The sequence below is a fragment of the Streptomyces sp. NPDC049837 genome (genome assembly GCF_040674455.1).
In the GTDB taxonomy this organism is placed as follows: Bacteria; Actinomycetota; Actinomycetes; order Streptomycetales; family Streptomycetaceae; genus Streptomyces.
This window is the reverse complement of record NZ_JBFAMP010000004.1, coordinates 255,078-276,359: the sequence shown is the minus strand read 5'-3', so window position 1 is coordinate 276,359 and position 21,282 is coordinate 255,078. Positions and strand designations below refer to the sequence as shown.

The following is a 21,282-nucleotide window of genomic DNA, read 5'->3' as shown; positions in this document are numbered from 1 at the left end:
ATGGCTGGCATGGAGATGCCGAGGAATGAACGGTCGCATGAGAACCCCCAGATCCTGGTCGTAGGGCAGGACGGCATGGCGCTCGGCGGCGGTGACGGTGACGACGAGTCGCGCGAGGTCCCGGTGACGGAAATGGTCGAACAGCCTGCGAAGGTCATGCGCATCGGCAGCATGATCAAGCAGCTTCTGGAAGAAGTCCGCGCGGCGCCTCTCGACGAGGCCAGCCGGGTACGCCTGAAGGAGATCCACGCCAGCTCGGTGAAGGAGCTGGAGGACGGCCTGGCTCCCGAGCTGGTGGAGGAACTCGAACGGCTCTCCCTTCCGTTCACGGACGAGGCCATCCCCTCCGAAGCGGAACTGCGCATCGCGCAGGCGCAGTTGGTGGGCTGGCTGGAGGGCCTGTTCCACGGTATCCAGACGGCGCTGTTCGCCCAGCAGATGGCCGCCCGCGCCCAGTTGGAGCAGATGCGCCGGGCGCTGCCCCCGGGTGCGCCGACCGATGACGACGACGAGCGCGGACGCGGCCACGGCGCGACCCGTTCGGGCCCGTACCTGTAGTCCGTAGCGGCAGTTTTGAGCGGGGCGACCGCGCCCGGGGCCCGGCACACGGTGGGTGTGCCGGGCCCCGGGCGATGGTGACGGCGGGGCCAGGCGGGCATCGGCGCCGCGCGCCACACGGCCAAGCGGTCTACGCGACCAGCAGGACCTTGCCGACGTGGGAGCCGGCCTCCAGCGTCCGGTGGGCCTCGGACGCCTCCGGCATGGGGTACGTGCGGTCCACCACCGGGCGGACCGTGCCCGCGCCGATCAGCGGCCACACGTGCTCGCGTACGGCCGCGATGATCGCCGCCTTCTCGTCCAGCGGCCGCTTCCGCAACGACGTCGCCGTCACCGCCGCGCGCTTGTTCAGCAGGGCTCCGAGGTCCAGCTCGGCCTTGCGCCCGCCCTGGAGGCCGATCACCGCGAGGCGCCCGTTCACGGCGAGCGCCTTCACGTTCCGGTCCAGGTACTTGGCGCCCATGATGTCGAGGATGACGTCCGCGCCGACCCCGTCCGTCGCCTTGTGCAGCTCCTCGACGAAGTCCTGCTCGCGGTAGTCGATCAGGATGTCCGCGCCCAGTTCGGCGCAGCGCGCCAGCTTCGCCGGGCCCCCGGCCGTCACCGCGACCCGGGCGCCCACGGCCTTGCCGAGCTGGACGGCCATCGTGCCGATGCCGCTGGCGCCGCCATGCACCAGCAGCGTCTCGCCCGGCCGCAGGTGCGCCACCATGAACACGTTCGACCACACCGTGGCGGTGACCTCGGGCAGCGCCGCCGCCGTCACCAGGTCCACGCCGTCCGGCACGGGCAGCAGTTGCCCCACCGGCACGGCGACCTTCTCGGCGTAGCCACCGCCCGCCAGCAGCGCGCACACCTCGTCGCCGACGGCCCAGCCGCCCACGCCCGGCCCGAGGGCCGCGATACGGCCGGAGCATTCGAGGCCCGGGTACGGTGACGCGCCGGGCGGCGGGTTGTAGAAGCCCCGACGTTGCAGGAGATCGGCACGGTTGACGGCGCTCGCCGCCACCTCGACGAGGACCTCGCCCTCGCCGGGCACGGGATCGGGCACCTCGGCCCAGACGAGCGCCTCGGGGCCACCGGGTTCGGGAATCGTGATCGCATGCATGGCCGCGAGGCTACTCCGGCGGTGTGCTCAGCGGCGGCACGCTCGTCGCCCGTACGATCGTGATCAGACGGTCCGTCAACTGGAGGGGACTGGCCGCCGGATCGTCGTAGCCGAGCAGCCGGTGCCCGCGCAGCACGCTGATCACCAGGTCGTCCGTCTCGCGCACGTTCTTGCCCACCTCGGCCTTTATGACCGGCCGTTCGACCAGGTCGAGCCCGCTTCCCTGCTGGATCAGGTCCTCCATCACGGTGCCCGCGCTGGGGCTCAGTACGGACAGGCCCAGCAACCGGCCGGCCGCGCTCGCGCTCGTGATCACGGCGTCGGCGCCGGACTGGCGCAGCAGCGGCGCGTTCTCCTCTTCCCGTACCGCCGCGACGATTTTCGCGCCGCGGTTGAGCTGGCGTGCCGTCAGTGTGACGAGGACGGCGGTGTCGTCGCGCTGGGTCGCGATGACGATCTGCCGGGCGCGCTGCACTTCGGCGCGCAGCAGCACATCGCTGCGGGTCGCGTCACCGATCACGCCCGTGAACCCGTCCGCGTTCGCCGTCTCGATGACCTTGCTGCTCGGGTCTACGATGACGATCTGGTCCCTCTTGAGGCCGGTGGCGCACAGCGTCTGGATCGCCGACCGGCCCTTCGTACCGAAGCCGATGATGACGGTGTGGTCGCGCAAGGTGGACCTCCAGCGATTGAGCCGCCACTCCTCGCGTGTCCGTTGGGTGAGGACCTCAAGGGTGGTACCGACCAGGATGATCAGGAACAGCACGCGCAGCGGCGTCACCAGCAGCACGTTCACCAGCCGCGCGCTGTCGCTGTGCGGAACGATGTCGCCGTACCCCGTCGTCGACAGGGTCACGGTCGCGTAGTAGATGGCGTCGAGGAGATCGACCGTCTCGTCGGCGTTGTCGTGGTAGCCGCCGCGGTCGACGAAGACGATGACGACGGTCAGCGCGAGGACTCCCAGCGCCATCAGGAGCCGGATGCCCACCTGCCGCAGCGGCTTCTGGAGGATCGGATTCGGCAGCCTGATCTGGCCGCCGACGAGATGCTCTTCGGCGCGGCGGGCCATCACGTCCTGGCCAGGAAGTTTCACGTGAAACACCCCTCGGTGGTCGCCGCCCAGGGCAGGTCGAGGATCTCCAGTACGTCACCGGCGCCGGCACCACCCGGCGGGACGACCGCGAGCCCGTCCGCCGCCGCGATCCCGCGCAGCATGGCCGGCCCGTTGTAGTGCAGCGGTACGACATGTCCGGCGCCCGCCGGGCGCGTGACGGGTACGAGCCGGGTGTCGTGCGGGTGACCGTGCACCCCGTCCCGTACGGCGGCCCGGTACGGCTCCGGGGCCCGTCGCCCCGCGAGGCCTCGGAGCAGCGGCTCGGCGAGGGTGAGCAGCCCGGAGACGGCCGCCAGCGGGTTGCCGGGCAGGCCGACCAGGTAGGTGGCCGGGGTGAGGCGCCCGAGCAGCATCGGGTGGCCGGGGCGGACCTTCACGCCGTCGACCAGCAGCTCGGCGCCCGCCTTGCGCAGCACGGGGTGGACGTGGTCCACGGGACCGGCCGCCGTGCCTCCGGTGGTGATCACCACGTCCGCCCCGGACCCGGTCACCGCCGCGTACAGCGCGTCGGCGTCGTCCCCGATGCGCCGGGTCTCGCCCACGTCCGCGCCGAGGGCACGCAGCCAGGGCGCGAGCATGGGGCCGAGGGCGTCGCGGATGAGCCCGTCGTGCGGGAGCCCGGCCGTCAGGAGCTCGTCGCCGAGGACCAGGACGTCGACCCGGGGCCGTTCGACGGTGTGCAGCTCGTCGTACCCGGCGGCCGCTGCCAGCCCGAGGACGGCGGGCGTGACGGGTGTTCCGGCGGGCAGCAGTTGGTCGCCCGAGCGGCACTCCTGGCCGCGCGGGCGGATGTCCTGCCCGTGGGTCACCTCGCGCTGGGCGTGCAGATGGCCGGTCGCGTCGGCACGGGCGTGCTCGCTGCGGATCACTGCGGTGGCGTCGGGCGGGACGCGGGCGCCGGTGGCGATCCGTACCGCCTCGCCGTCGGGGAGCGGGGGCGTCTCGGCGTGCCCGGCGAGGACGGAGCCGCCTTCGCGGATCTGCCAGGGGCCGGGGCCTGCGACGGCCCAGCCGTCCATGGCGGAGGTGTCGAAGGACGGCAGGTCGGTGAGCGCGGCCAGCGGCTCGGCGAGGACACCGCCCAGCGCCTCCCCGAGGGCCACGCGCCGGGTCCGGGTGGGGCGTGCTGTGCCCAGGCGCGCGGCGACGACCCGGGCCTCGGCCCAGGGCGTGGCCCGGTGCCGCTCCGGCTTCCGGGCCGGTGGCCCCACCAGGGCGAGGGCTTCTTCGACGCCGTCGACGTCCGGATCGGTCATCCCGCGCCGGTCCCGCTGTCGGTCGCCGTGCCGGTCCCGTTGTCGGTCACGCTGCCGGGCGCCTTGCCACTGCCGCTTTCGGCCTCGTTCGCCCAGCGGTCGGCGAGGGCGGAGGCCTTGCGTGACGCTTCGGCGACGGCCGCGGAGACGGCCTCGGGGCCGTTCCCGGCGGCTTTGGCAGCCGCGTAACCGACCAGGAAGGTGGTGAGCGGCGCGGCGGGCCGGGCGACGCCGTGCGCGGCGTCGCGGGCCAGGTCGAGCAGGACGCCGGTGTCGACGTCCAGCTCGATGCCGAGCTCGTCCTTGACTGCGGTGATCCATTCGTCCAGCACGTTCCCATGCTCCCTGATCGTGGCCCGGGCCGTCGCGATGTCCTCCCAGGTGTCGCAGTCGAAGGAGGCGAGGGGGTCGGACGGGATCCGGAGCAGGTCAAGCTCCTGTACGAGCAGGCGCAGCGGCAGCCCGGTCAGGTTGCCGTGCTCTGCTGCCAGGAGGGCCAGTTCGCGGCGCAGCGGCTCTGTGCGGTACGCGGCGACGAGCGGCTGGTCACGCCCGTCGGGGTCCACGGACAGCACGCCCTCGGCGCTCCCGCCCGCCAGCGCGTCCACCAACGTCCGTACGCCGCCGTCCCGGAGGAACGGCAGGTCGCCGCTCAGGACGACCACCGTGTCGGCCTCGACGTGCCGGACCCCGGCCGCGAGCGCGGCCAGCGGCCCGCTCCCGGGCGGCTCCTCGCGCGCCCACACCACGGGGCGCACGGTGGCCCGACGGCCGCCCACGACAACGGCGCGTCCGGCCTCGCGGCAGGCGCCCAGCACGCGGTCCAGCAGGGCCCGCCCGCCGACACTCACGCCCGGCTTGTCCACGCCACCGAGCCGCCTGGCGGCACCCCCGGCGAGCACGACGACGTCAAATGGGGTCACGCCCCCAGTATCCCCAGGCGGGCTCTGCCGCCCACCCCCGGGGCGGCCGGGGCCGGGGCACGGGCCCCGGCCCCTGGGCCACCACAGGTGTCATGGCCTTACGCGGCTGCTGCTGTCACAGCGTGCGCAGCAGCACCGCCGGATGCTCCACGCAGTCGGCCACGTACCGCAGGAAGCCGCCCGCCGTCCCGCCGTCGCACACCCGGTGGTCGAAGGTCAGCGACAGTTGGACGACCTGCCGGACGGCCAGTTCGCCCTCGTGCACCCACGGCTTGGGGACGATCCGGCCGACGCCCAGCATCGCCGCCTCGGGGTGGTTGATGATCGGCGTGGAGCCGTCGACCCCGAACACGCCGTAGTTGTTCAGCGTGAACGTCCCGCCCGTCAGCTCAGCAGGCGTCAGCGTCCCTGCCCTGGCGGCCTCCGTCAGCCGGGCGAACTCCGCCGACAGGGACTCCGCCGTCCGGCTGTGCGCGTCCCGGACGACGGGGACGACCAGGCCCCGGTCGGTCTGGGCCGCGAAGCCCAGGTGCACCTCGGGCAGGCGCACGATCTCCCGGTTGGCCATGTCCACCGTGGAGTTGAGCTCCGGGTGGCGTGCGAGCGCGGCGGTGCAGATCCGGGCGAGGAGGGCCAGCACGGAGATCTTCGGTCCCCCGGCGGCGTTCATCGCGGCACGCGCGGCCATCAGCTCGGTCGCGTCCGCGTCGACCCAGCACGTCGCGTCGGGGATCTCGTGCCGACTGCGGGACAGCTTGTCGGCGACCGCCCCGCGTACGCCACGCAGCGGCACCCGCTCACCCGCACCGGCAGGCACCGCCCGCGCGGGCGCGGGAGTGGCCGTCGCGGTGGCCCCGGCCACGGGCGTCGCGGCCGCCGGGGTCGCGGCCGCCGGGGTCGCCACCGCCCGCTCCACGTCCGCCCGCAGGATCAGCCCGTCGGGCCCGGAACCCCGCAACTGGCGCAGGTCGAGGCCCTTTTCCCGGGCCAGCTTCCGCACGAGCGGCGAGATCACCGGCACGGGCCCGTCGGACGGCACGGGAGCCACGGGTGCGTGGCTCACCGGCGCCGCGTTCACCGGCGCGGGTGCCTGTGCCGTCGCCGGACCGGCCGCCGATGCCACCGGTGCCACCGGTGCCGCCGATGCCGCCGATGCCGCCGATGCCGCCGATGCCGCCGGGGCGGGCGTTTCCCGCCGCACCCGCCGCCTCCGCGCCGCCGGGGCGCCGGTGCCGTACCCGACGAGCACGTTCCCGGAGCCTTCCCCGGCCGAGTCGGCCACGCGCGGCGCGCCGGCCGCGGACGACGCGCCCGACGGGCCGGACGTCGTGCCCGGCGCCGAACCGTCCGCCGCCGACGTCGCACCCACCGCCACCGTCAACAGCGGGGCACCGACCGGCAGTTCCGTACCCTCCTCGCCGAACCGCGCGGTCACCACGCCCCCGTAGGGGCACGGCACCTCGACCATGGCCTTGGCCGTCTCGACCTCGACGACCGGCTGGTCGATGGCGACGACGTCCCCGACGTTCACCAGCCAGCGCACGATCTCCGCCTCGGTGAGGCCCTCACCGAGGTCCGGCAGCTTGAACTCCAGTACCTGGGCCATCAGCTCTCCGCCTCCCACTGGAGCCGCGCCACCGCGTCCAGGATCCGGTCCACGCCCGGCAGGTGGTGCCGTTCCAGCATCGGCGGCGGGTAGGGGATGTCGAACCCGGCCACCCGCAGCACCGGCGCCTCCAGATGGTGGAAGCACCGCTCCGTGATCCGCGCGGCGATCTCCCCGCCCGGTCCGCCGAAGCCCGACGACTCGTGGACCACGACCGCGCGCCCCGTGCGCCGTACCGACGCGCAGACCGTCTCGTCGTCGAACGGCACCAGCGACCGCAAGTCGACGACCTCCAGGTCCCAGCCCTCCGCCTGGGCGGCCTCGGCGGCCTCCAGACACACCGGCAGGGACGGCCCGTATGTGATGAGCGTGGCGCTGCGGCCCGTGCGCCGCACCACCGCGCGCCCTATCGGCTCGACCTGGTCGGGCGCGTCCGGCGACCACTGGGCCTTGGACCAGTACAGCCGCTTGGGTTCCAGGAAGACGACCGGATCGTCGGAGGCGATGGCCGCCCGCAGCAGCCCGTAGGCGTCGGCGACGGTCGCGGGCGTGACGACATGGAGCCCCGGAGTCGCCATGTAGTACGCCTCGGACGAGTCGCTGTGGTGCTCGACGCCGCCGATCCCGCCGCCGTACGGCACGCGCACCACGATGGGCAGCGGCATGGCGCCCCGCGTGCGGTTGCGCATCCGCGCGACATGGCTGATGAGCTGCTCGAACGCCGGGTAGGCGAAGGCGTCGAACTGCATCTCGACGACCGGCCGCAGCCCGTACATCGCCATGCCGACGGCCGTGCCGAGGATGCCCGCCTCGGCGAGCGGGGTGTCCGTGCAGCGGTCCTCGCCGAACTCCTTGGCGAGCCCGTCGGTGACCCGGAAGACGCCACCGAGTGTGCCGACATCCTCCCCCATGACGTGGACGGACGGGTCCTCGGCCATCGCATCGCGCATGGCGCGCTGGAGCGCCTGCGCCATGGTGGCGGGCTTGGTGGCGGACTTGGTCGCCGCCTTTGCCACGGTCGTCATCACGCATCACCCTCGGCGTCCAGCTCGGCGCGCAGTTGGGCGGCCTGCTCCCGCAGTTGTGCCGTCTGCTCGGCGTACACGTGCGCGAACAGGTCCATCGGGTCGAGCTCGGCGTCCGCGTTCATCCGTTCCCTCAGCCGCGCCGCCATCGTCTCGGCGTCCTCGGCCGCCTGCCGTATGCCGTCCTCGTCGAGCAGGCCGCGCTCGGTCAGCTCGCGCTCCAGCAGCTTGATCGGGTCGTGCTCCCGCCACGCCTCCACCTCGCTGTCGCCCCGGTACCGGGTGGCGTCGTCGGCGTTGGTGTGGGCGTCGATGCGGTACGTCACCGCCTCCACGAGGGTCGGTCCGCCGCCGCGCCGGGCGCGGGCGACCGCCTCGGAGAGCACCTGGTGCACGGCCGCCGCGTCGTTGCCGTCGACGAGCCGGCCCGGCATCCCGTACCCCACGGCCTTGTGGGCCAGGGACGGCGCCGCGGTCTGCTTGGCGAGCGGAACGGAGATCGCGAAGCCGTTGTTCTGCACGAGGAAGACGACCGGGGCCTGCCAGACCGCCGCGAAGTTCAGCGCCTCGTGGAAGTCACCCTCGCTGGTGCCACCGTCGCCGACCATGGCGAGCGCCACCACGTCGTCGCCCTTGAGGCGGGCCGCGTGCGCCAGGCCCACGGCGTGCGGCAACTGGGTGGCGAGCGGGGTGCACAGCGGCGCCACGCGGTGCTCGTGCGGGTCGTACCCGGTGTGCCAGTCACCCCGCAGCAGGGTCAGGGCCTGTACGGGGTCCAGGCCGCGTGCCACGGCGGCGAGCGTGTCGCGGTACGACGGGAAGAGCCAGTCGCGCTCCTCCAGCACCAGGGCGGCGGCGATCTCGCACGCCTCCTGGCCGGTGGTCGACGGGTAGACCGCCAGCCTGCCCTGCTTGGTGAGGGCCGTCGCCTGCGCGTTGTACCGGCGGCCGCGCACCAGCTCGGCGTAGAGCCGGCGCAGCAGCTCGGGCGCGAAGCCGGCCGCGGCGTCCGTGCCCAGTACCCGGTACGGCTCGGGGTCCGGGAGCAGCGGTGCGGGGTCGGTGCGCGGCTTCCACGCCGGGGGCGGGGTGGGCCGGTAAGAGGCCGCACCTGGCAGCTCTTGGACCGTCATGACAGCACCTCCTCGTGGGAGCGGGCATAAGACCCGAAGGGAGCGTCGCCTGTGACGCGCCTCACCTACCGATTGTTCGGTCGTGGCGGCATTTTGGCTACAGGCACCATCAGCCTGTGGACAAACGGTTCTCCACAGCCTGGGATAGAGGCAGGTCGTCCATGGATGAGAGGCGGGGGGGCATGGGAGCTGAACAAATGGCCGACGGCAGGGATCAGGGGCAGCCGAGCGTCGAGCACGAGGCGCCGCCGCGGCCGCTCGACGCGATCGACCGCGACATCCTCCGCATCCTCCAAACGGATGGCCGCGCCTCGATACGCTCCGTGGCCGACCGTGTCCATGTGTCACGGGCCAATGCCTACGCGCGGATCAACCGGCTCATCGAGGACGGTGTGATCCGCGGCTTCAGCGCACGCGTCAACCATGAGCGGGCGGGGCAGGGTGCCTCCGCGTACATCACGCTCAAGATCGTGCAGAACTCCTGGCGCACGGTCCGCGAGCAGCTCCAGGCGCTCCCGGGGGCAGCGCACATCGCCCTGGTCAGCGGGGACTTCGACGTGCTGCTGCTGGTGCACACGCCGGACAACCGCACGCTGCGCGAACTCGTCCTGACCAAGCTCCAGGCGATCCCGGAGGTGCTCTCCACCCGCACGCTGCTGGTCTTCGAGGAGACGGACCTCAACCGGCGGATCGCGCCGGACGAGATCTAAAGGCCGGTCTAGGGGGCCTTGCGCAGCCCGTCGAAGGCCAGGTGGACGACGGTGTCGATGACCTGCCGGCGCTCGGCGTCGCCGCCCGGCTGCGGCCGGTACCACTCCACCAGCGAGTTGACCATGCCGAAGAGCAGCCGGGTGGCCAGCCGTATGTCGACGTCGGTGCGCAGGTCGCCGTCGGCGGCGGCCGCCTTGAGCAGGTCGGCGACCCTGTGGTCGAACTCGCGGCGGCGCTCCAGGGCCCACCGCTCGGTCTTGGTGTTGCCGCGTACGCGCAGCAGCAGCGTCACGTACGGCAGCTCGTCCATCAGGACCTCGACGGTGCGCCGGGTCACGTACTCGACCCGCTCGATGGCCCGTCCACGCGCGGCGCCGGGCTCGTCGAGGACCGCGAAGAGACCGTCGAGCGCCCGGCTGACGGCGCGCCGCAGCAGCTCCTCCTTGCCCGCGACGTGGTGGTAGATCGAGGACTTGGAGATACCGGCCGCCTTGGAGAGGTGCTCCATGGAGGTGCCGTCGTAGCCGCGCTCGTTGAAGACGCGGACGGCGACGGAGAGCAGCGTCTCGGGGGTGTACGTGTCGCGCTTGGCGGTGGTCATCGGCTGTCCTGGTCCTTCATGGCGGCCCTCTCCTCGTGGTCCTTGCGGACGACGCCGAGACAGGGGGCGTAGCGGCCGGTGGGGTAACGCTCGTGCAGGGCGCGCAGCACGTCGCCGACGTACTCGTAGCCGAGCAGTGCCGCCCACTCCAGGGGGCCGGCCGGGTAGTTGACGCCGAGGCGCATGGCCGTGTCGATGTCCTCGGCCGTGGCGACGCCGCGCTCGACGGCGTCCACGGCGAGGTCGACCAGCATCGTGACCGTACGGGCGACGATCATGCCGGGGACGTCGCCGATCACGGAGACGTCCTTGCCGAGCGCCTGGAAGAGTCCGACGGCCTCCTTGAGGGTCTCGTCCGAGGTGCAGGCGGCGGTCGACAGGGCGATTCGGGTGGCGGTCGTGTAGTCGTGGGCGAGGTCGAAGAAGACGACCTCCTCGTCCACGTACTCGAAGGGGGACTCGCCCTGGGCCGGCATCAACTGGCCGCCGCCCGGGAGGGTGAGGTAATTGCCACGCTTCCGGCGGCGCAGCTTGATGCCGGCCTCTTCCATCATGCCGACGAGCGGCTCGGCGTGGCCGAGGTGGCCGTGGACGGTGACCGACGCGGGCGCGGGGGCGGGCTCCTCGGTGCGGGGGCGCGGTCGCTCGGCGCCTTCGGCGTACGCGTACCAGCCCTGGCCCGTCTTGCGGCCCAGGCGCCCGGACTCGACCAGGCGCCGCTGGGCGAGGGACGGGGTGAACTTGGGGTCCTGGTGGAAGGCCTCCCAGACGGACCGGGTGACGGCCTCGTTGACGTCCTGTCCGATCAGGTCGGTCAGCTCGAAGGGGCCCATCTTGAACCCGCCGCTCTCGCGGAGGACGGCGTCGATGGTGGCCGGGTCGGCGGCCCGCTCCTCGTACAGGCGCAGCGCCTCCGCGTAGAAGGGGCGGGCGATGCGGTTGACGATGAAGCCGGGGGTGTCGGCGCAGCGCACCGGTGTCTTGCCCCACTGCTTGGCGGTGGCGTACGCGCGCGTGGCGGCGGTTTCGTCGGTGGCGAAGCCGCTGACGACCTCGACGAGCGGGAGGAGGGGCGCGGGGTTGAAGAAGTGCAGTCCGACGAACCGGCCGGGCAGGCGCAGCGCCCCGGCGATGGCGGTGACGGAGAGGGAGGAGGTGTTGGTGGCGAGCAGGCAGTCGTCGGCGACGATCTTCTCCAGCCCGGCGAAGAGCTCCTGCTTGACCGTGAGCCGCTCGACGATCGCCTCGATCACGAGGGCGGCGTCGGCGAGGCCGTCGAGGCCGTCCGCCACGTGAAGCCGCCCGGTGGCCGCGTCGCGGTCCTCCGGCGACATCCGGCCCTTTTCGACGAGCCGGTCGAGCCGTCCGGCGATGGCCTCGGCGGCCAGCCCGGCGCGGCCGGGCACGGTGTCGTGGAGGCGTACGGGGTGGCCCGCGACCAGCGCCACCTGGGCGATGCCCTGGCCCATGGTGCCGGTGCCGACGACCGCGACGGTGCGGCTGCGCTCGATGGCCATGTTGTCGGTCATGACAGTGATCCTCCCCGATGAGTTGTCCACAGGTTCGGGAGGCCCCCTTGTCCCGACCGATCGTTCGGTTACTCTAGCTCTGTCCGCCTGTCCCTGCCCAGCTCGACGAGGAGTTGGTCCGCCATGGCCGCCGCTCAGCTCACCACCGACCACCTGACCGAGAGGCACCGCTCCACGCTGGAACAGGCCCTCGAAGCCATCCGCACCCGGGCCTACTGGTCCCCGCACCCCGAGCACCCGAAGGCGTACGGGGAGAACGGCTCGCTGAGCGCCGCCGACGGCCTCGAAGCCCACAAGGCCACTCTCGGCGCCCGCTTCGAGCTGGACCAGCCGGGCACGGACGGCTGGACGGGCGGCGAGGTCTCGCCGTACGGCCCGGAGCTGGGAGTCGAGTACCCGCACGCCGACGTGAATGTCCTGCTGCCCGCCATGCGCGCGGGCATGGGCGCCTGGCGGGATGCCGGCCCCGAGACCCGCGCGCTGGTCTGCCTGGAGATCCTGGCCCGCATCAGCGCCCGTACGCACGAGTTCGCGCACGCGGTGATGCACACCAGCGGGCAGGCGTTCATGATGGCGTTCCAGGCGGGCGGGCCGCACGCGCAGGACCGCGGCCTGGAGGCGGTGGCGTACGCCTACGCGGAGCAGGTCCGCACCCCGATGGTGGCCGACTGGTCCAAGCCGCAGGGCAAGCGGGACCCGCTGGAGCTGCGCAAGGCGTTCACCCCTGTGCCGCGCGGCATCTCGCTCCTGATCGGCTGCAACACCTTCCCGACCTGGAACGGCTACCCGGGTCTGTTCGCCTCCCTGGCCACCGGCAACCCGGTCCTGGTCAAGCCGCATCCGCGCGCCGTACTCCCCCTGGCGCTGACGGTACGGGTGGCGCGCGAGGTGCTGGCCGAGGCGGGCTTCGACCCGAACCTGGTCGCGCTGGCCGTCGAGCGGCCGGGCGAGGGCATCGCCAAGGAGCTGGCCGTCCGCCCCGAGATCCGGATCATCGACTACACCGGCTCGACCTCCTTCGGCGACTGGCTGGAGGCCAATGCCCGCCAGGCGCAGGTTTACACGGAGAAGGCCGGCGTCAACACGGTCGTCATCGACTCCACGGACGACTACAAGGGCATGCTGTCGAACCTGGCCTTCTCGCTGTCCCTCTACAGCGGCCAGATGTGCACCACCCCGCAGAACCTGCTGATCCCCCGCGACGGCATCACGACGGACGCCGGACCCAAGTCGTACGACGAGGTGGTCACCGACCTCGCGGGCGCGATGGACGGTCTGCTGGGCGACGACGCCCGGGCGAACGCCCTGCTCGGCGCCATCGTCAACCCCGATGTGAAGGCCCGCCTGGAGGCGGCCGCCGGGCTCGGCGAGGTCGCGCTGGCCTCGCGCGAGGTCACCAACCCCGACTTCCCCGGCGCCGTCGTCCGAACGCCCGTCATCGTCAAGCTCGACGGCTCCAAGCCGGACGCGGAAGCGGCGTACATGTCCGAGTGCTTCGGCCCCGTCGCCTTCGCCGTCTCGGTCGAGTCGACCCCCGACGCGCTGGAGCTGCTGCGGCGCACGGTACGCGAGAAGGGCGCGATGACGGTCGGCGCGTACACGACCTCGTCGGACATCGAGCGCGCCGTCGAGGAGGTCTGCCTGGAGGAGTCCGCGCAACTGTCGCTGAACCTGACGGGCGGGGTGTACGTCAACCAGACCGCGGCGTTCTCCGACTTCCACGGCTCGGGCGGCAACCCGGCGGCGAACGCCGCCCTGTGCGACAGCGCGTTCGTGGCCAACCGCTTCCGCGTGGTGGAGGTGCGCCGCCCGGCGTGAGGGCCGGGTTTACGAGGGGGAGATCTCCGCGTACCGCTGCACCCAGGCGTGCATGGCGATCGCCGCGGCCGCGCCCGCGTTGATCGACCGGGTGGAGCCGAACTGGGCGATCGAGCAGACCATCGCCGCGTGCTTGCGGGCCTCCTCCGTGAGGCCCGGGCCCTCCTGCCCGAACAGCAGCACGCAGCGGCGCGGCAGCTCGGTCCGCTCCAGCGGCACGGCGCCGGGGAGGTTGTCGATCCCGATGATCGGCAGCCCCTCGGCGTCCGCCCAGGCGGTCAGCGACTCGGTGTCCGGGTGGTGGCGGACATGCTGGTACCGGTCGGTGACCATGGCACCGCGCCGGTTCCAGCGCCGCCGGCCCACGATGTGGACCTGCTTCGCCAGGAAGGCGTTGGCGGTCCGGACGACGGAGCCGATGTTGAAGTCGTGGCCCCAGTTCTCCACCGCCACGTGGAAGTCATGGCGCCGGGTGTCCAGGTCGGCGACGATCGCCTCGCGCCTCCAGTACCGGTAGCGGTCGGCGACATTGCGCCGGTCGCCCTCGGCGAGCAGCTCGGGGTCGTACCGCTCGTCCTCCGGCCACGGCCGGGGGTGCGGGCCGACGCCGATCTCGGGGCCGTAACCGTCGTCGTACTGGAGTGGGGTCTCGCTGCTCACCCCACGAGGGTACGGGGGGCGGGCTCCTCGGTGGCGGGCCGCGGTTCCGGCACCTCCCCGGTGCGCGACAGCAGCCGCTCCCGGCCGCGCCGGACCCGGGCGCCCAGCCAGACCAGGAAGACGGTCGGCAGGAACACGGCGTCGGCGGCGATCATGGCCAGCGAGAAGAACGGCAGGCCCAGCAGCAGCGCGATGCCCGCGTGCTCCAGCATCATCGCCACCAGCAGGACGTTCTTGACCCGCCGGTTGAACAGGGTGAAGGGGAAGGCGACCTGCACGATCACCGTGCCGTACGTCAGCACCATGACCATCACGCCACTGGCGGCCAGCAGGTCGGACAGGAACGGCCACGGGGTGAAGTAGTCCAGCTTGAGCGGGTAGTACAGCGCGGTGCCGTCCTGCCAGCGCGACCCCTGGATCTTGTACCAGCCGGCCGTCGCGTAGATCAGGCACACCTCGGCCATGATCACGGCGAGCGCGGCGTTGTGGACGAGATTGGCGAGCACGTCGGCCAGGACGCGCGGCTGACCGGGCGCGTACCGGCACACCAGCCACCACAGCCCCTGCGCCGCCCACAGCAGCCACAGCAGCACCAGCAGCCACATCTCGCCGGTCCGGTCGATGAACAGCGTCGCCGCCACCAGCCCGAACGCCAGCACACCCCACAGCACGGGCCCGAGCACATCCCGCCGCGGCTCCGGGCGGGCCGCCCGGCGGGCATCGAGGGACCAGACCTGGCTGCACCGGGTCAGCACGAGATAGAGGGCCATCAGGTGGATGACGTTGTCGCCGCCATCACCCATGAAGATGGAGCGGTTCTGGAGGGACAGCACGCCGACCATGAAGAGCACCGACATGGTGCGGGTGCGCCAGCCGATCAGCAGCAGGGCGCTGGACAGTACGGCGAGCGCGTACACGGCCTCGAACCAGAGGACGCTGTCCGACCACATCAGGACCGTGAAGGCATGGTTGTTCGCGATGAGCTGCTGGCCCATGTCCCACGCCCAGGGGCCGTCCGGCCCGTACAGCTCGTGGCGGTGGGGGAACTCCCGCAGCAGGAACAGCAGCCAGGCGGCGGCGAAGCCGATGCGTACGACGGCGGTCTGGTACGGGCCGAGGGCCGCGCCGGTGACCCGCTGGATGGCGCGGGCGAGCCGGCGGTCGAGCGGCTCGGTACGGGTGCGGGCGGGGGTGCTGCTCCGGCTCACTTGTCCGCCTCCGTACGGCCGCCGCTGACGCCACCGGGCAGGTCGGCGGCGGTCACGGTCCACCACGGGAGCACCCGGTAGTAGGGCCGGGTGTCGGTCTTCTCGTCGCTCCAGACGGGAGCCTCCACGCCCCGCGTGACGGAGCGGAGCTGTATGCGCTCGATCCTGCCGCCGAGCTGGTGTCCTTCGAGCCGCAGCATGGCGATGCGCCGGATGTAACGCTCGGAGAGCTGACCGCGCAGGCCGTTGGGGCGGTTGTCGTTGGTGTGCGAGTTCACGAAGAAGTCCCAGCCCCGGCGGAGCTCGTTCTGGTTCACATGGCTGGGGAGGGGATTGCCCCGGATCGCTTCGCCGTCGTCGCCGGAGAGGTCGAACCACCCGGTGGTCCTGCGCCGGCCGTCGTCACCGACGACCTCGGCGCGGGCGTGGACGGCGATGTTCTGCTGGAGCGGGTTGGGGGCGAAGAGCTTCCAATTCTGCTCGAACTCCGGGAAGACCCAGTCGTCCACGGCCTCGCCATGCTGCTTGGTGAGCGTGTTCGAGGGCGCGACGTGCAGGAACGCCATCGCCAGATGGACGCAGGCGAACATCCCGACGACCGCGAGGGAGACGGCGGCCACGATCTGGTACGGCAACGACAGTGCGGCTATCCCCCCGCCCGGCCCTGGCGGATCCCCGTCCGCCCCGACCGCGAGCGCCCCTTCCCGCTCGCCCCGGCCGCGCCCCTCGGTCCCGTCGTCGCCCGCTCCGCCCAGGGCCCCGACGGCCCACCGCGGCCTGCCCCCCGACGGACCGGGCACGGGCCCCGTCGCAGCGGCACCCGAACCGGGCGCCGACCCCGGCGCGGGAGCGTCCGGCGCGGGCACGGAGCCCGACGCGGGGACGTCCGAGGCGGGGGCGTCCGGCGCGGGAGCATCCGCGGCGGTCTTCGCCCGGTCGGCGTAACGGGGCGCCGCGGATGTGCGGGCGGGTGCCGGCCGGGGCTCGGGCGCCGGTCCGGGGCTGGGTTCCGGGCCGGCAGCGGGAGCGGGCTCAGGGGTGGCCGGAGGGGTCACGGGGGCGGAGCCTTCCGTGTCGGTGGCGCGCTGGGCGCGGCCACCGGCCTCCTTGTCGTACGAGTCCATCCCGCCCCGTCCCCGTTCCCGATCGATCCACCGGAGTTATCCACAGGGTTGACACCATACGGGCCGCCGACTCACCATTGAAGTCATTCAACCGAACGATCGGTCGGTAGGGGGCCCGATGACGGCAGTGACTGCGGACACGCAGGAGGCGTACGAGGCGGCATTCGACGCCGCCGTGGCCGCCGACGAGCGGATCGAGCCGCGCGACTGGATGCCGGACGCCTATCGCGCCACACTCGTCCGGCAGATCGCCCAGCACGCCCACTCCGAGATCATCGGCATGCAGCCGGAGGCGAACTGGATCACTCGCGCGCCCTCGCTGCGGCGCAAGGCGATCCTGATGGCCAAGGTGCAGGACGAGGCCGGACACGGGCTGTATCTCTACAGCGCCGCCGAGACCCTCGGCACCAGCCGTGACGAGCTGCTCGACAAGCTCCACACCGGCCGCCAGAAGTACTCCTCGATCTTCAACTACCCGACGCTGACCTGGGCCGACGTCGGCGCCATCGGCTGGCTCGTGGACGGCGCGGCGATCACCAACCAGGTGCCTCTGTGCCGCTGCTCCTACGGTCCGTACGCCCGCGCGATGGTGCGGATCTGCAAGGAGGAGTCGTTCCACCAGCGCCAGGGGTACGAGTCGCTCCTCGCCCTCTCGCGCGGCACGCCCGAGCAGCACGCGATGGCGCAGGACGCGGTGAACCGCTGGTGGTGGCCGTCGCTGATGATGTTCGGCCCGCCGGACGACGAGTCGTCGCACTCGGCGCAGTCCATGGCCTGGAAGATCAAGCGGCACTCGAACGACGAGCTGCGCCAGCGGTTCGTCGACATCTGCGTCCCCCAGGCGGAGACGCTCGGCCTCACACTCCCCGACCCGGACCTCCGGTGGAACGAGGAGCGCGGGCACTACGACTTCGGTCCCATCGACTGGACCGAGTTCTGGGAAGTCCTCAAGGGCAATGGGCCCTGCAACGAACAGCGCATCACCCAGCGCCGCCGCGCCCACGAGGAAGGCGCCTGGGTCAGGGAGGCCGCGGCGGCGTACGCGGCCAAGCACGGGGAGGCGACGGCATGACGACCAGCGACTGGCCGCTGTGGGAGGTGTTCGTGCGCTCGCGCCGCGGGCTGTCCCACACGCACGCGGGAAGCCTGCACGCGCCGGACGCGCAGATGGCGCTGCGCAACGCCCGTGACCTGTACACCCGCCGCAACGAGGGCGTCTCCATCTGGGTCGTGCCCTCCGCCGCGATCACCGCTTCCTCGCCCGACGAGAAGGACCCGTTCTTCGAGCCGGCCGCCGACAAGCCCTACCGGCACCCGACCTTCTACGAGGTCCCGGAGGGGGTGAAGAACCTGTGACCGCCACCGTGAGCACCGCCGCCGCGCTCGCCCTCGGCGACGACGCGCTGGTGCTGTCGCACCGGCTGGGGGAGTGGGCCGGCCACGCCCCCGTCCTGGAGGAGGAGGTCGCACTGGCCAACATCGCCCTGGACCTGCTCGGCCAGGCGCGGGTGCTGCTGTCCCTCGTCGGGGACGAGGACGAGCTGGCCTACCTGCGGGAGGAGCGGGCGTTCCGCAACGTCCAGTTGGTCGAGCAGCCGAACGGCGACTTCGCCCACACCATCGCCCGGCAGTTGTACTTCTCCACCTACCAGCGTCTGCTGTACGGCCGACTGGCCGCGGCCGGCGACGGGAACGGCGGTGGTGACCTGACCGGTCTCGCGGCCAAGGCGGTCAAGGAGGTCGCGTACCACCAGGACCACGCCGAGCAGTGGACGCTGCGCCTGGGTGACGGCACCGCCGAGAGCCACGAGCGGATGCAGCGGGCCTGCACGGCGCTGTGGCGCTTCACGGGCGAGCTGTTCCAGCCGGTCGAGGGGCTGGACCTCGACTGGCAGGAGCTGGAGTCCGACTGGCTGGCGTCGGTGACGGCGGTCCTGGAGCGGGCCACGCTCACCGTTCCGGACGGCCCCCGCACGGGAGCGTGGAGCGCCGGTGCGGGTCGCCAGGGCCTGCACACCGAGAGCTTCGGCCGGATGCTCGCCGAGATGCAGCACCTGCACCGCAGCCACCCGGGGGCGTCATGGTGACCGGCACGGCGGAGTTGACGGCGCTGGAGGAGGAGCTGAGCCGGCTGGCCGGCTCGGTTCCCGACCCCGAGCTGCCCGTACTGACGCTGGAGGAGCTCGGCGTGCTGCGCGGGGTGCACGTCCTCGCGCCCGGCCGGGTCCGGGTCGAACTGACCCCGACGTACACCGGCTGCCCGGCCGTCGAGGCGATGTCCTCGGACATCGAGCGCGTGCTGCACGACCACGGCATGGCGGAGGTCTCGGTCGTCACGGTCCTCTCCCCCGCATGGTCGACCGACGACATCAGCGCGGAGGGGCGCCGCAAGCTCGCCGAGTTCGGCATAGCCCCGCCCCGTCACCAGGGCACCGGCTCCGGACCGGTGCCGGTCACGCTGGCCATCCGCTGCCCGCACTGCGGCTCGACCGAGACCGAGCTGCTGAGCCGCTTCTCGTCCACCGCCTGCAAGGCGCTGCGCCGCTGCACCGCCTGCCGCGAACCGTTCGACCACTTCAAGGAGTTGTAGATGTTCCATCCGCTCCGCGTGAGCGAGGTCGAGCGGCTCACGGACGACTCGGTCGCCGTCACCTTCGAGGTGCCGCCCGAGCTGCGCGAGGCCTTCCGCCACATCCCCGGCCAGCACCTCGCGCTGCGCCGCGAGAGCACTGGCGGCGAGGAGATCCGCCGTACGTACTCGATCTGCTCACCCGCCGCCGCCGAGGGCGAGGACCCGGTGCTGCGGGTGGGCATCCGGCTGGTGGAGGGCGGCGAGTTCTCCACGTACGCGCTCAAGGAGCTCCAGGTCGGCGACACGGTCGAGGTCATGGAGCCGATGGGCCGGTTCCTGCTGCGTCCGCGGCCCGGGACCTTCGCGGCGATCGTGGGCGGCAGCGGGATCACCCCCGTGCTGTCCATGGCATCGACGGTGCTGGCCCGCGAACCGGATGCCCGGTTCTGCCTGATACGCAGTGACCGCACGGCCGCTTCGACGATGTTCCTGGAGGAGGTCGCCGACCTCAAGGACCGGTTCCCCGACCGCTTCCAGCTCGTGACCGTGCTGTCGCGGGAGGAGCAGCAGGCGGGGCTGCCGTCCGGGCGGCTGGACCAGGAGCGGCTGACCGGGCTGCTGCCGGCGCTGCTGCGGGTCGACGAGGTGGACGGCTGGTTCCTGTGCGGGCCGTTCGGTCTGGTCATGGCCGCCGAACGGGCCCTGCGGGGCCTGGGCGTGGACCGGGGCCGTATCCACCAGGAGATCTTCCACGTGGACGACGGTTCGGCGCCGGTGGCCGTACGGGCGGCGGCGATACCCGCGCACGCCACGCTCACCGCGACCCTCGACGGCCGGTCCGGTACCTGGCCGGTACAGGAGGGGGAGTCGCTGCTGGAGACGGTGCTGCGCAGCCGCGCGGACGCGCCGTACGCCTGCAAGGGCGGGGTCTGCGGCACGTGCCGCGCGTTCCTGGTCAACGGCGAGGTGCGGATGGACCGCAACTACGCGCTGGAGAGCGAGGAGACCGACGCCGGTTACGTACTGGCCTGCCAGTCGCACCCGGTGACGCCGGAGGTGGAGCTCGACTTCGACCGCTGAGCCCATTCCCTTCCCCTAGAACCTGTTCTATCTTGGCGCTCCGTCAGATGAAGTGGCGCCGGGAGGGGCAGGGCTGTGGACTTCACCTTCAGCGAGGAGCAGCAGGCGGCCGTCGAGGCGGCGAAGGCGGTCTTCTCGGGCGTCGCGCCCGACGGCGTACCGAGCCCCGCGCTCACGCCGGGCGCGGTGGCCGAGGAGTTCGACCGGCCGCTGTGGGCCAGGCTCGCGGCGGCGGACCTGCTGAGTCTGGTGCTGGCGCCCGCGCACGGTGGCGCCGGCCTGGACCCCATCGCGCTCTGCCTGGTGCTGCGCGAGTCGGCCAAGGTACTGGCCCGGGTGCCGCTGCTGGAGACCAGCGCGGTCGCGATGACCCTGGAGCGCCACGGCGACCCGGACATGGCCGCCGAGCTGCTCCCCCGGGTCGGCCGCGGTGACCTGGTGCTCACGGTCGGCGCCAACGGCCGCAGCGGCCACGACCCGGCCGAGCTCGCGGTGACGGCCCGCCGGGAGGGTGACCGCTGGGTGCTCGACGGGACGCAGACGGGCGTCCCGTGGGCGCGGTGCGCGGACCGCATCGCCATACCGGCGCACACGCCCGAGGGCCGCACGGTCATCGTCCTGGTGCCCCCCGGCCACGACGGGCTCACCCTCGCCGACCAGGTCTCCACGAACGGCGAACTGCTCGCCGAGGCACGGCTCGACTCCGTGCGCGTCACGACCCGCGAGGTCATCGACACCGAGGGCGCCTGGGAGTGGCTGCGCGGGCTGCTCACCACCGGGACGTGCGCGCTGGCGCTGGGCCTCGGGGAGGCCGTGCTCGCGATGACCGCGGCGTACACCGGCAAACGGGAACAGTTCGGGTTCCCGGTCGCGACCTTCCAGGCGGTCGCCGTGCAGGCCGCCGACCGTTACATCGACCTGCGAGCCATGGAGGTCACCCTCTGGCAGGCGGCGTGGCGAATCGGTTCCGGCGCCGCCGGGGCGCTGCCCGCCTCCGGGGACATCGCGGTGGCGAAGATCTGGGCCTCAGAAGGCGTACGGCGGGTCGTGCAGACGGCCCAGCACCTGCACGGCGGCTTCGGCGCGGACACCGACTACCCCCTGCACCGCTACCACGCCTGGGCCAAGCACCTGGAACTCTCACTCGGCCCGGCCGCGGCCCACGAAGAGACACTCGGCGACCTCCTGGCCGCGCACCCCCTGAGCTGAGCGCCGCTCGACCACCCCGGCCGCCGCCACGCTCGGCCACCCCGGCC

General features: G+C 72.6%; 21 protein-coding genes. 9 read left to right on the top strand and 12 right to left on the bottom strand.

Going from position 1 to position 21,282, the window contains the following annotated elements; translation table 11 throughout:
• Positions 1–9 precede the first annotated feature (9 nt).
• The gene (locus AB0J57_RS12710) at positions 10–558 is read left to right on the top strand and encodes a bacterial proteasome activator family protein (protein ID WP_366128058.1); all 549 of its coding nucleotides are present in this window, start codon (positions 10–12) and stop codon (positions 556–558) included.
• A 130-nt stretch (positions 559–688) separates the two neighbouring features.
• Here AB0J57_RS12710 and AB0J57_RS12705 read toward each other — a convergent pair whose 3' ends face one another.
• The 7 genes from AB0J57_RS12705 to pdhA all read right to left on the bottom strand — a co-directional run bounded on the left by AB0J57_RS12705 (position 689) and on the right by pdhA (position 8,723).
• The gene (locus tag AB0J57_RS12705) at positions 689–1,666 is read right to left on the bottom strand and encodes an NAD(P)H-quinone oxidoreductase (RefSeq protein WP_366128057.1); all 978 of its coding nucleotides are present in this window, start codon (positions 1,664–1,666) and stop codon (positions 689–691) included.
• Between the two features lie 10 nt (positions 1,667–1,676).
• Entirely contained in the window at positions 1,677–2,735 is a 1,059-nt protein-coding gene (locus AB0J57_RS12700; protein WP_366128512.1) for a potassium channel family protein, read from the bottom strand.
• Between the two features lie 20 nt (positions 2,736–2,755).
• Complete coding sequence (locus AB0J57_RS12695) at positions 2,756–4,036, bottom strand: molybdopterin molybdotransferase MoeA (RefSeq protein ID WP_366128056.1); 1,281 nt, start codon at positions 4,034–4,036, stop codon at positions 2,756–2,758.
• Positions 4,033–4,959 (bottom strand): NTP transferase domain-containing protein, encoded by a 927-nt coding sequence (locus AB0J57_RS12690; protein WP_366128055.1) that lies wholly within the window; start codon positions 4,957–4,959, stop codon positions 4,033–4,035. Before AB0J57_RS12690 ends, AB0J57_RS12695 begins: the two co-directional genes overlap by 4 nt.
• 115 nt (positions 4,960–5,074) lie before the next feature.
• Positions 5,075–6,565 (bottom strand): dihydrolipoamide acetyltransferase family protein, encoded by a 1,491-nt coding sequence (locus AB0J57_RS12685; protein WP_366128054.1) that lies wholly within the window; start codon positions 6,563–6,565, stop codon positions 5,075–5,077.
• Positions 6,565–7,590, bottom strand: a complete 1,026-nt coding sequence (locus AB0J57_RS12680) for an alpha-ketoacid dehydrogenase subunit beta (protein ID WP_366128053.1) — start codon at positions 7,588–7,590, stop codon at positions 6,565–6,567. Before AB0J57_RS12680 ends, AB0J57_RS12685 begins: the two co-directional genes overlap by 1 nt.
• Complete coding sequence (gene pdhA / locus AB0J57_RS12675; RefSeq protein WP_366128052.1) at positions 7,590–8,723, bottom strand: pyruvate dehydrogenase (acetyl-transferring) E1 component subunit alpha; 1,134 nt, start codon at positions 8,721–8,723, stop codon at positions 7,590–7,592. Before pdhA ends, AB0J57_RS12680 begins: the two co-directional genes overlap by 1 nt.
• Positions 8,724–8,920: 197 nt before the next feature.
• Here pdhA and AB0J57_RS12670 point away from each other — a divergent pair, with 197 nt between their 5' ends.
• Positions 8,921–9,433: an Lrp/AsnC family transcriptional regulator gene (locus AB0J57_RS12670; RefSeq protein ID WP_366128511.1), complete on the top strand. Its 513-nt coding sequence runs from the start codon at positions 8,921–8,923 to the stop codon at positions 9,431–9,433.
• 8 nt (positions 9,434–9,441) lie between these two features.
• Here the strand turns inward: AB0J57_RS12670 and AB0J57_RS12665 are convergent, their stop codons facing one another.
• On the bottom strand, positions 9,442–10,035 hold the full coding sequence (locus AB0J57_RS12665; protein WP_366128051.1) for a TetR/AcrR family transcriptional regulator: 594 nt from the start codon (positions 10,033–10,035) through the stop codon (positions 9,442–9,444).
• Positions 10,032–11,564, bottom strand: coding sequence for a 3-hydroxyacyl-CoA dehydrogenase (locus tag AB0J57_RS12660; RefSeq protein WP_366128050.1), 1,533 nt, complete (start codon positions 11,562–11,564; stop codon positions 10,032–10,034). Before AB0J57_RS12660 ends, AB0J57_RS12665 begins: the two co-directional genes overlap by 4 nt.
• 123 nt (positions 11,565–11,687) lie before the next feature.
• Here AB0J57_RS12660 and paaN point away from each other — a divergent pair, with 123 nt between their 5' ends.
• Positions 11,688–13,382: a phenylacetic acid degradation protein PaaN gene (paaN, locus tag AB0J57_RS12655; RefSeq protein ID WP_366128049.1), complete on the top strand. Its 1,695-nt coding sequence runs from the start codon at positions 11,688–11,690 to the stop codon at positions 13,380–13,382.
• Positions 13,383–13,391: 9 nt separating this feature from the next.
• Here paaN and AB0J57_RS12650 read toward each other — a convergent pair whose 3' ends face one another.
• From AB0J57_RS12650 to AB0J57_RS12640, 3 genes are read right to left on the bottom strand one after another with little or no spacing between them, the layout of a single operon-like run.
• The gene (locus AB0J57_RS12650; protein WP_366128048.1) at positions 13,392–14,042 is read right to left on the bottom strand and encodes a TrmH family RNA methyltransferase; all 651 of its coding nucleotides are present in this window, start codon (positions 14,040–14,042) and stop codon (positions 13,392–13,394) included.
• The gene (locus AB0J57_RS12645; RefSeq protein ID WP_366128047.1) at positions 14,039–15,250 is read right to left on the bottom strand and encodes an HTTM domain-containing protein; all 1,212 of its coding nucleotides are present in this window, start codon (positions 15,248–15,250) and stop codon (positions 14,039–14,041) included. Before AB0J57_RS12645 ends, AB0J57_RS12650 begins: the two co-directional genes overlap by 4 nt.
• Complete coding sequence (locus AB0J57_RS12640) at positions 15,247–16,116, bottom strand: DUF5819 family protein (protein ID WP_366128510.1); 870 nt, start codon at positions 16,114–16,116, stop codon at positions 15,247–15,249. Before AB0J57_RS12640 ends, AB0J57_RS12645 begins: the two co-directional genes overlap by 4 nt.
• 376 nt (positions 16,117–16,492) lie before the next feature.
• Between AB0J57_RS12640 and paaA the strand changes: the two genes are divergently transcribed.
• From paaA to AB0J57_RS12610, 6 genes are all read left to right on the top strand, one after another.
• Positions 16,493–17,446 carry a 1,2-phenylacetyl-CoA epoxidase subunit PaaA gene (gene paaA / locus AB0J57_RS12635; protein ID WP_366128046.1) on the top strand — a complete coding sequence of 318 codons (954 nt, stop codon included), beginning with the start codon at positions 16,493–16,495 and terminating at the stop codon, positions 17,444–17,446.
• Positions 17,443–17,730 carry a 1,2-phenylacetyl-CoA epoxidase subunit PaaB gene (paaB, locus tag AB0J57_RS12630; RefSeq protein ID WP_366128045.1) on the top strand — a complete coding sequence of 96 codons (288 nt, stop codon included), beginning with the start codon at positions 17,443–17,445 and terminating at the stop codon, positions 17,728–17,730. Before paaA ends, paaB begins: the two co-directional genes overlap by 4 nt.
• Positions 17,727–18,461: a 1,2-phenylacetyl-CoA epoxidase subunit PaaC gene (paaC, locus tag AB0J57_RS12625; RefSeq protein ID WP_366128044.1), complete on the top strand. Its 735-nt coding sequence runs from the start codon at positions 17,727–17,729 to the stop codon at positions 18,459–18,461. Before paaB ends, paaC begins: the two co-directional genes overlap by 4 nt.
• On the top strand, positions 18,455–18,964 hold the full coding sequence (paaD, locus tag AB0J57_RS12620) for a 1,2-phenylacetyl-CoA epoxidase subunit PaaD (protein ID WP_366128042.1): 510 nt from the start codon (positions 18,455–18,457) through the stop codon (positions 18,962–18,964). Before paaC ends, paaD begins: the two co-directional genes overlap by 7 nt.
• On the top strand, positions 18,965–20,026 hold the full coding sequence (locus AB0J57_RS12615; protein ID WP_366128041.1) for a 2Fe-2S iron-sulfur cluster-binding protein: 1,062 nt from the start codon (positions 18,965–18,967) through the stop codon (positions 20,024–20,026).
• A gap of 75 nt (positions 20,027–20,101) precedes the next feature.
• Complete coding sequence (locus AB0J57_RS12610; RefSeq protein WP_366128040.1) at positions 20,102–21,235, top strand: acyl-CoA dehydrogenase family protein; 1,134 nt, start codon at positions 20,102–20,104, stop codon at positions 21,233–21,235.
• The last annotated feature ends 47 nt before the right edge of the window (positions 21,236–21,282 follow it).

Excerpts from the sequence above, each read along its gene's own strand:
- AB0J57_RS12710 (WP_366128058.1), top strand. The coding sequence starts at position 10 with ATGGAGATGCCGAGGAATGAACGGTCGCATGAGAACCCCCAGATCCTG.
- AB0J57_RS12705 (WP_366128057.1), bottom strand. The coding sequence starts at position 1,666 with ATGCATGCGATCACGATTCCCGAACCCGGTGGCCCCGAGGCGCTCGTC.
- AB0J57_RS12700 (WP_366128512.1), bottom strand. The coding sequence starts at position 2,735 with ATGGCCCGCCGCGCCGAAGAGCATCTCGTCGGCGGCCAGATCAGGCTG.
- AB0J57_RS12695 (WP_366128056.1), bottom strand. The coding sequence starts at position 4,036 with ATGACCGATCCGGACGTCGACGGCGTCGAAGAAGCCCTCGCCCTGGTG.
- AB0J57_RS12685 (WP_366128054.1), bottom strand. The coding sequence starts at position 6,565 with ATGGCCCAGGTACTGGAGTTCAAGCTGCCGGACCTCGGTGAGGGCCTC.
- AB0J57_RS12680 (WP_366128053.1), bottom strand. The coding sequence starts at position 7,590 with ATGACGACCGTGGCAAAGGCGGCGACCAAGTCCGCCACCAAGCCCGCC.
- pdhA (WP_366128052.1), bottom strand. The coding sequence starts at position 8,723 with ATGACGGTCCAAGAGCTGCCAGGTGCGGCCTCTTACCGGCCCACCCCG.
- AB0J57_RS12670 (WP_366128511.1), top strand. The coding sequence starts at position 8,921 with ATGGCCGACGGCAGGGATCAGGGGCAGCCGAGCGTCGAGCACGAGGCG.
- AB0J57_RS12665 (WP_366128051.1), bottom strand. The coding sequence starts at position 10,035 with ATGACCACCGCCAAGCGCGACACGTACACCCCCGAGACGCTGCTCTCC.
- AB0J57_RS12660 (WP_366128050.1), bottom strand. The coding sequence starts at position 11,564 with ATGACCGACAACATGGCCATCGAGCGCAGCCGCACCGTCGCGGTCGTC.
- paaN (WP_366128049.1), top strand. The coding sequence starts at position 11,688 with ATGGCCGCCGCTCAGCTCACCACCGACCACCTGACCGAGAGGCACCGC.
- paaA (WP_366128046.1), top strand. The coding sequence starts at position 16,493 with ATGACGGCAGTGACTGCGGACACGCAGGAGGCGTACGAGGCGGCATTC.
- paaB (WP_366128045.1), top strand. The coding sequence starts at position 17,443 with ATGACGACCAGCGACTGGCCGCTGTGGGAGGTGTTCGTGCGCTCGCGC.
- paaD (WP_366128042.1), top strand. The coding sequence starts at position 18,455 with ATGGTGACCGGCACGGCGGAGTTGACGGCGCTGGAGGAGGAGCTGAGC.
- AB0J57_RS12615 (WP_366128041.1), top strand. The coding sequence starts at position 18,965 with ATGTTCCATCCGCTCCGCGTGAGCGAGGTCGAGCGGCTCACGGACGAC.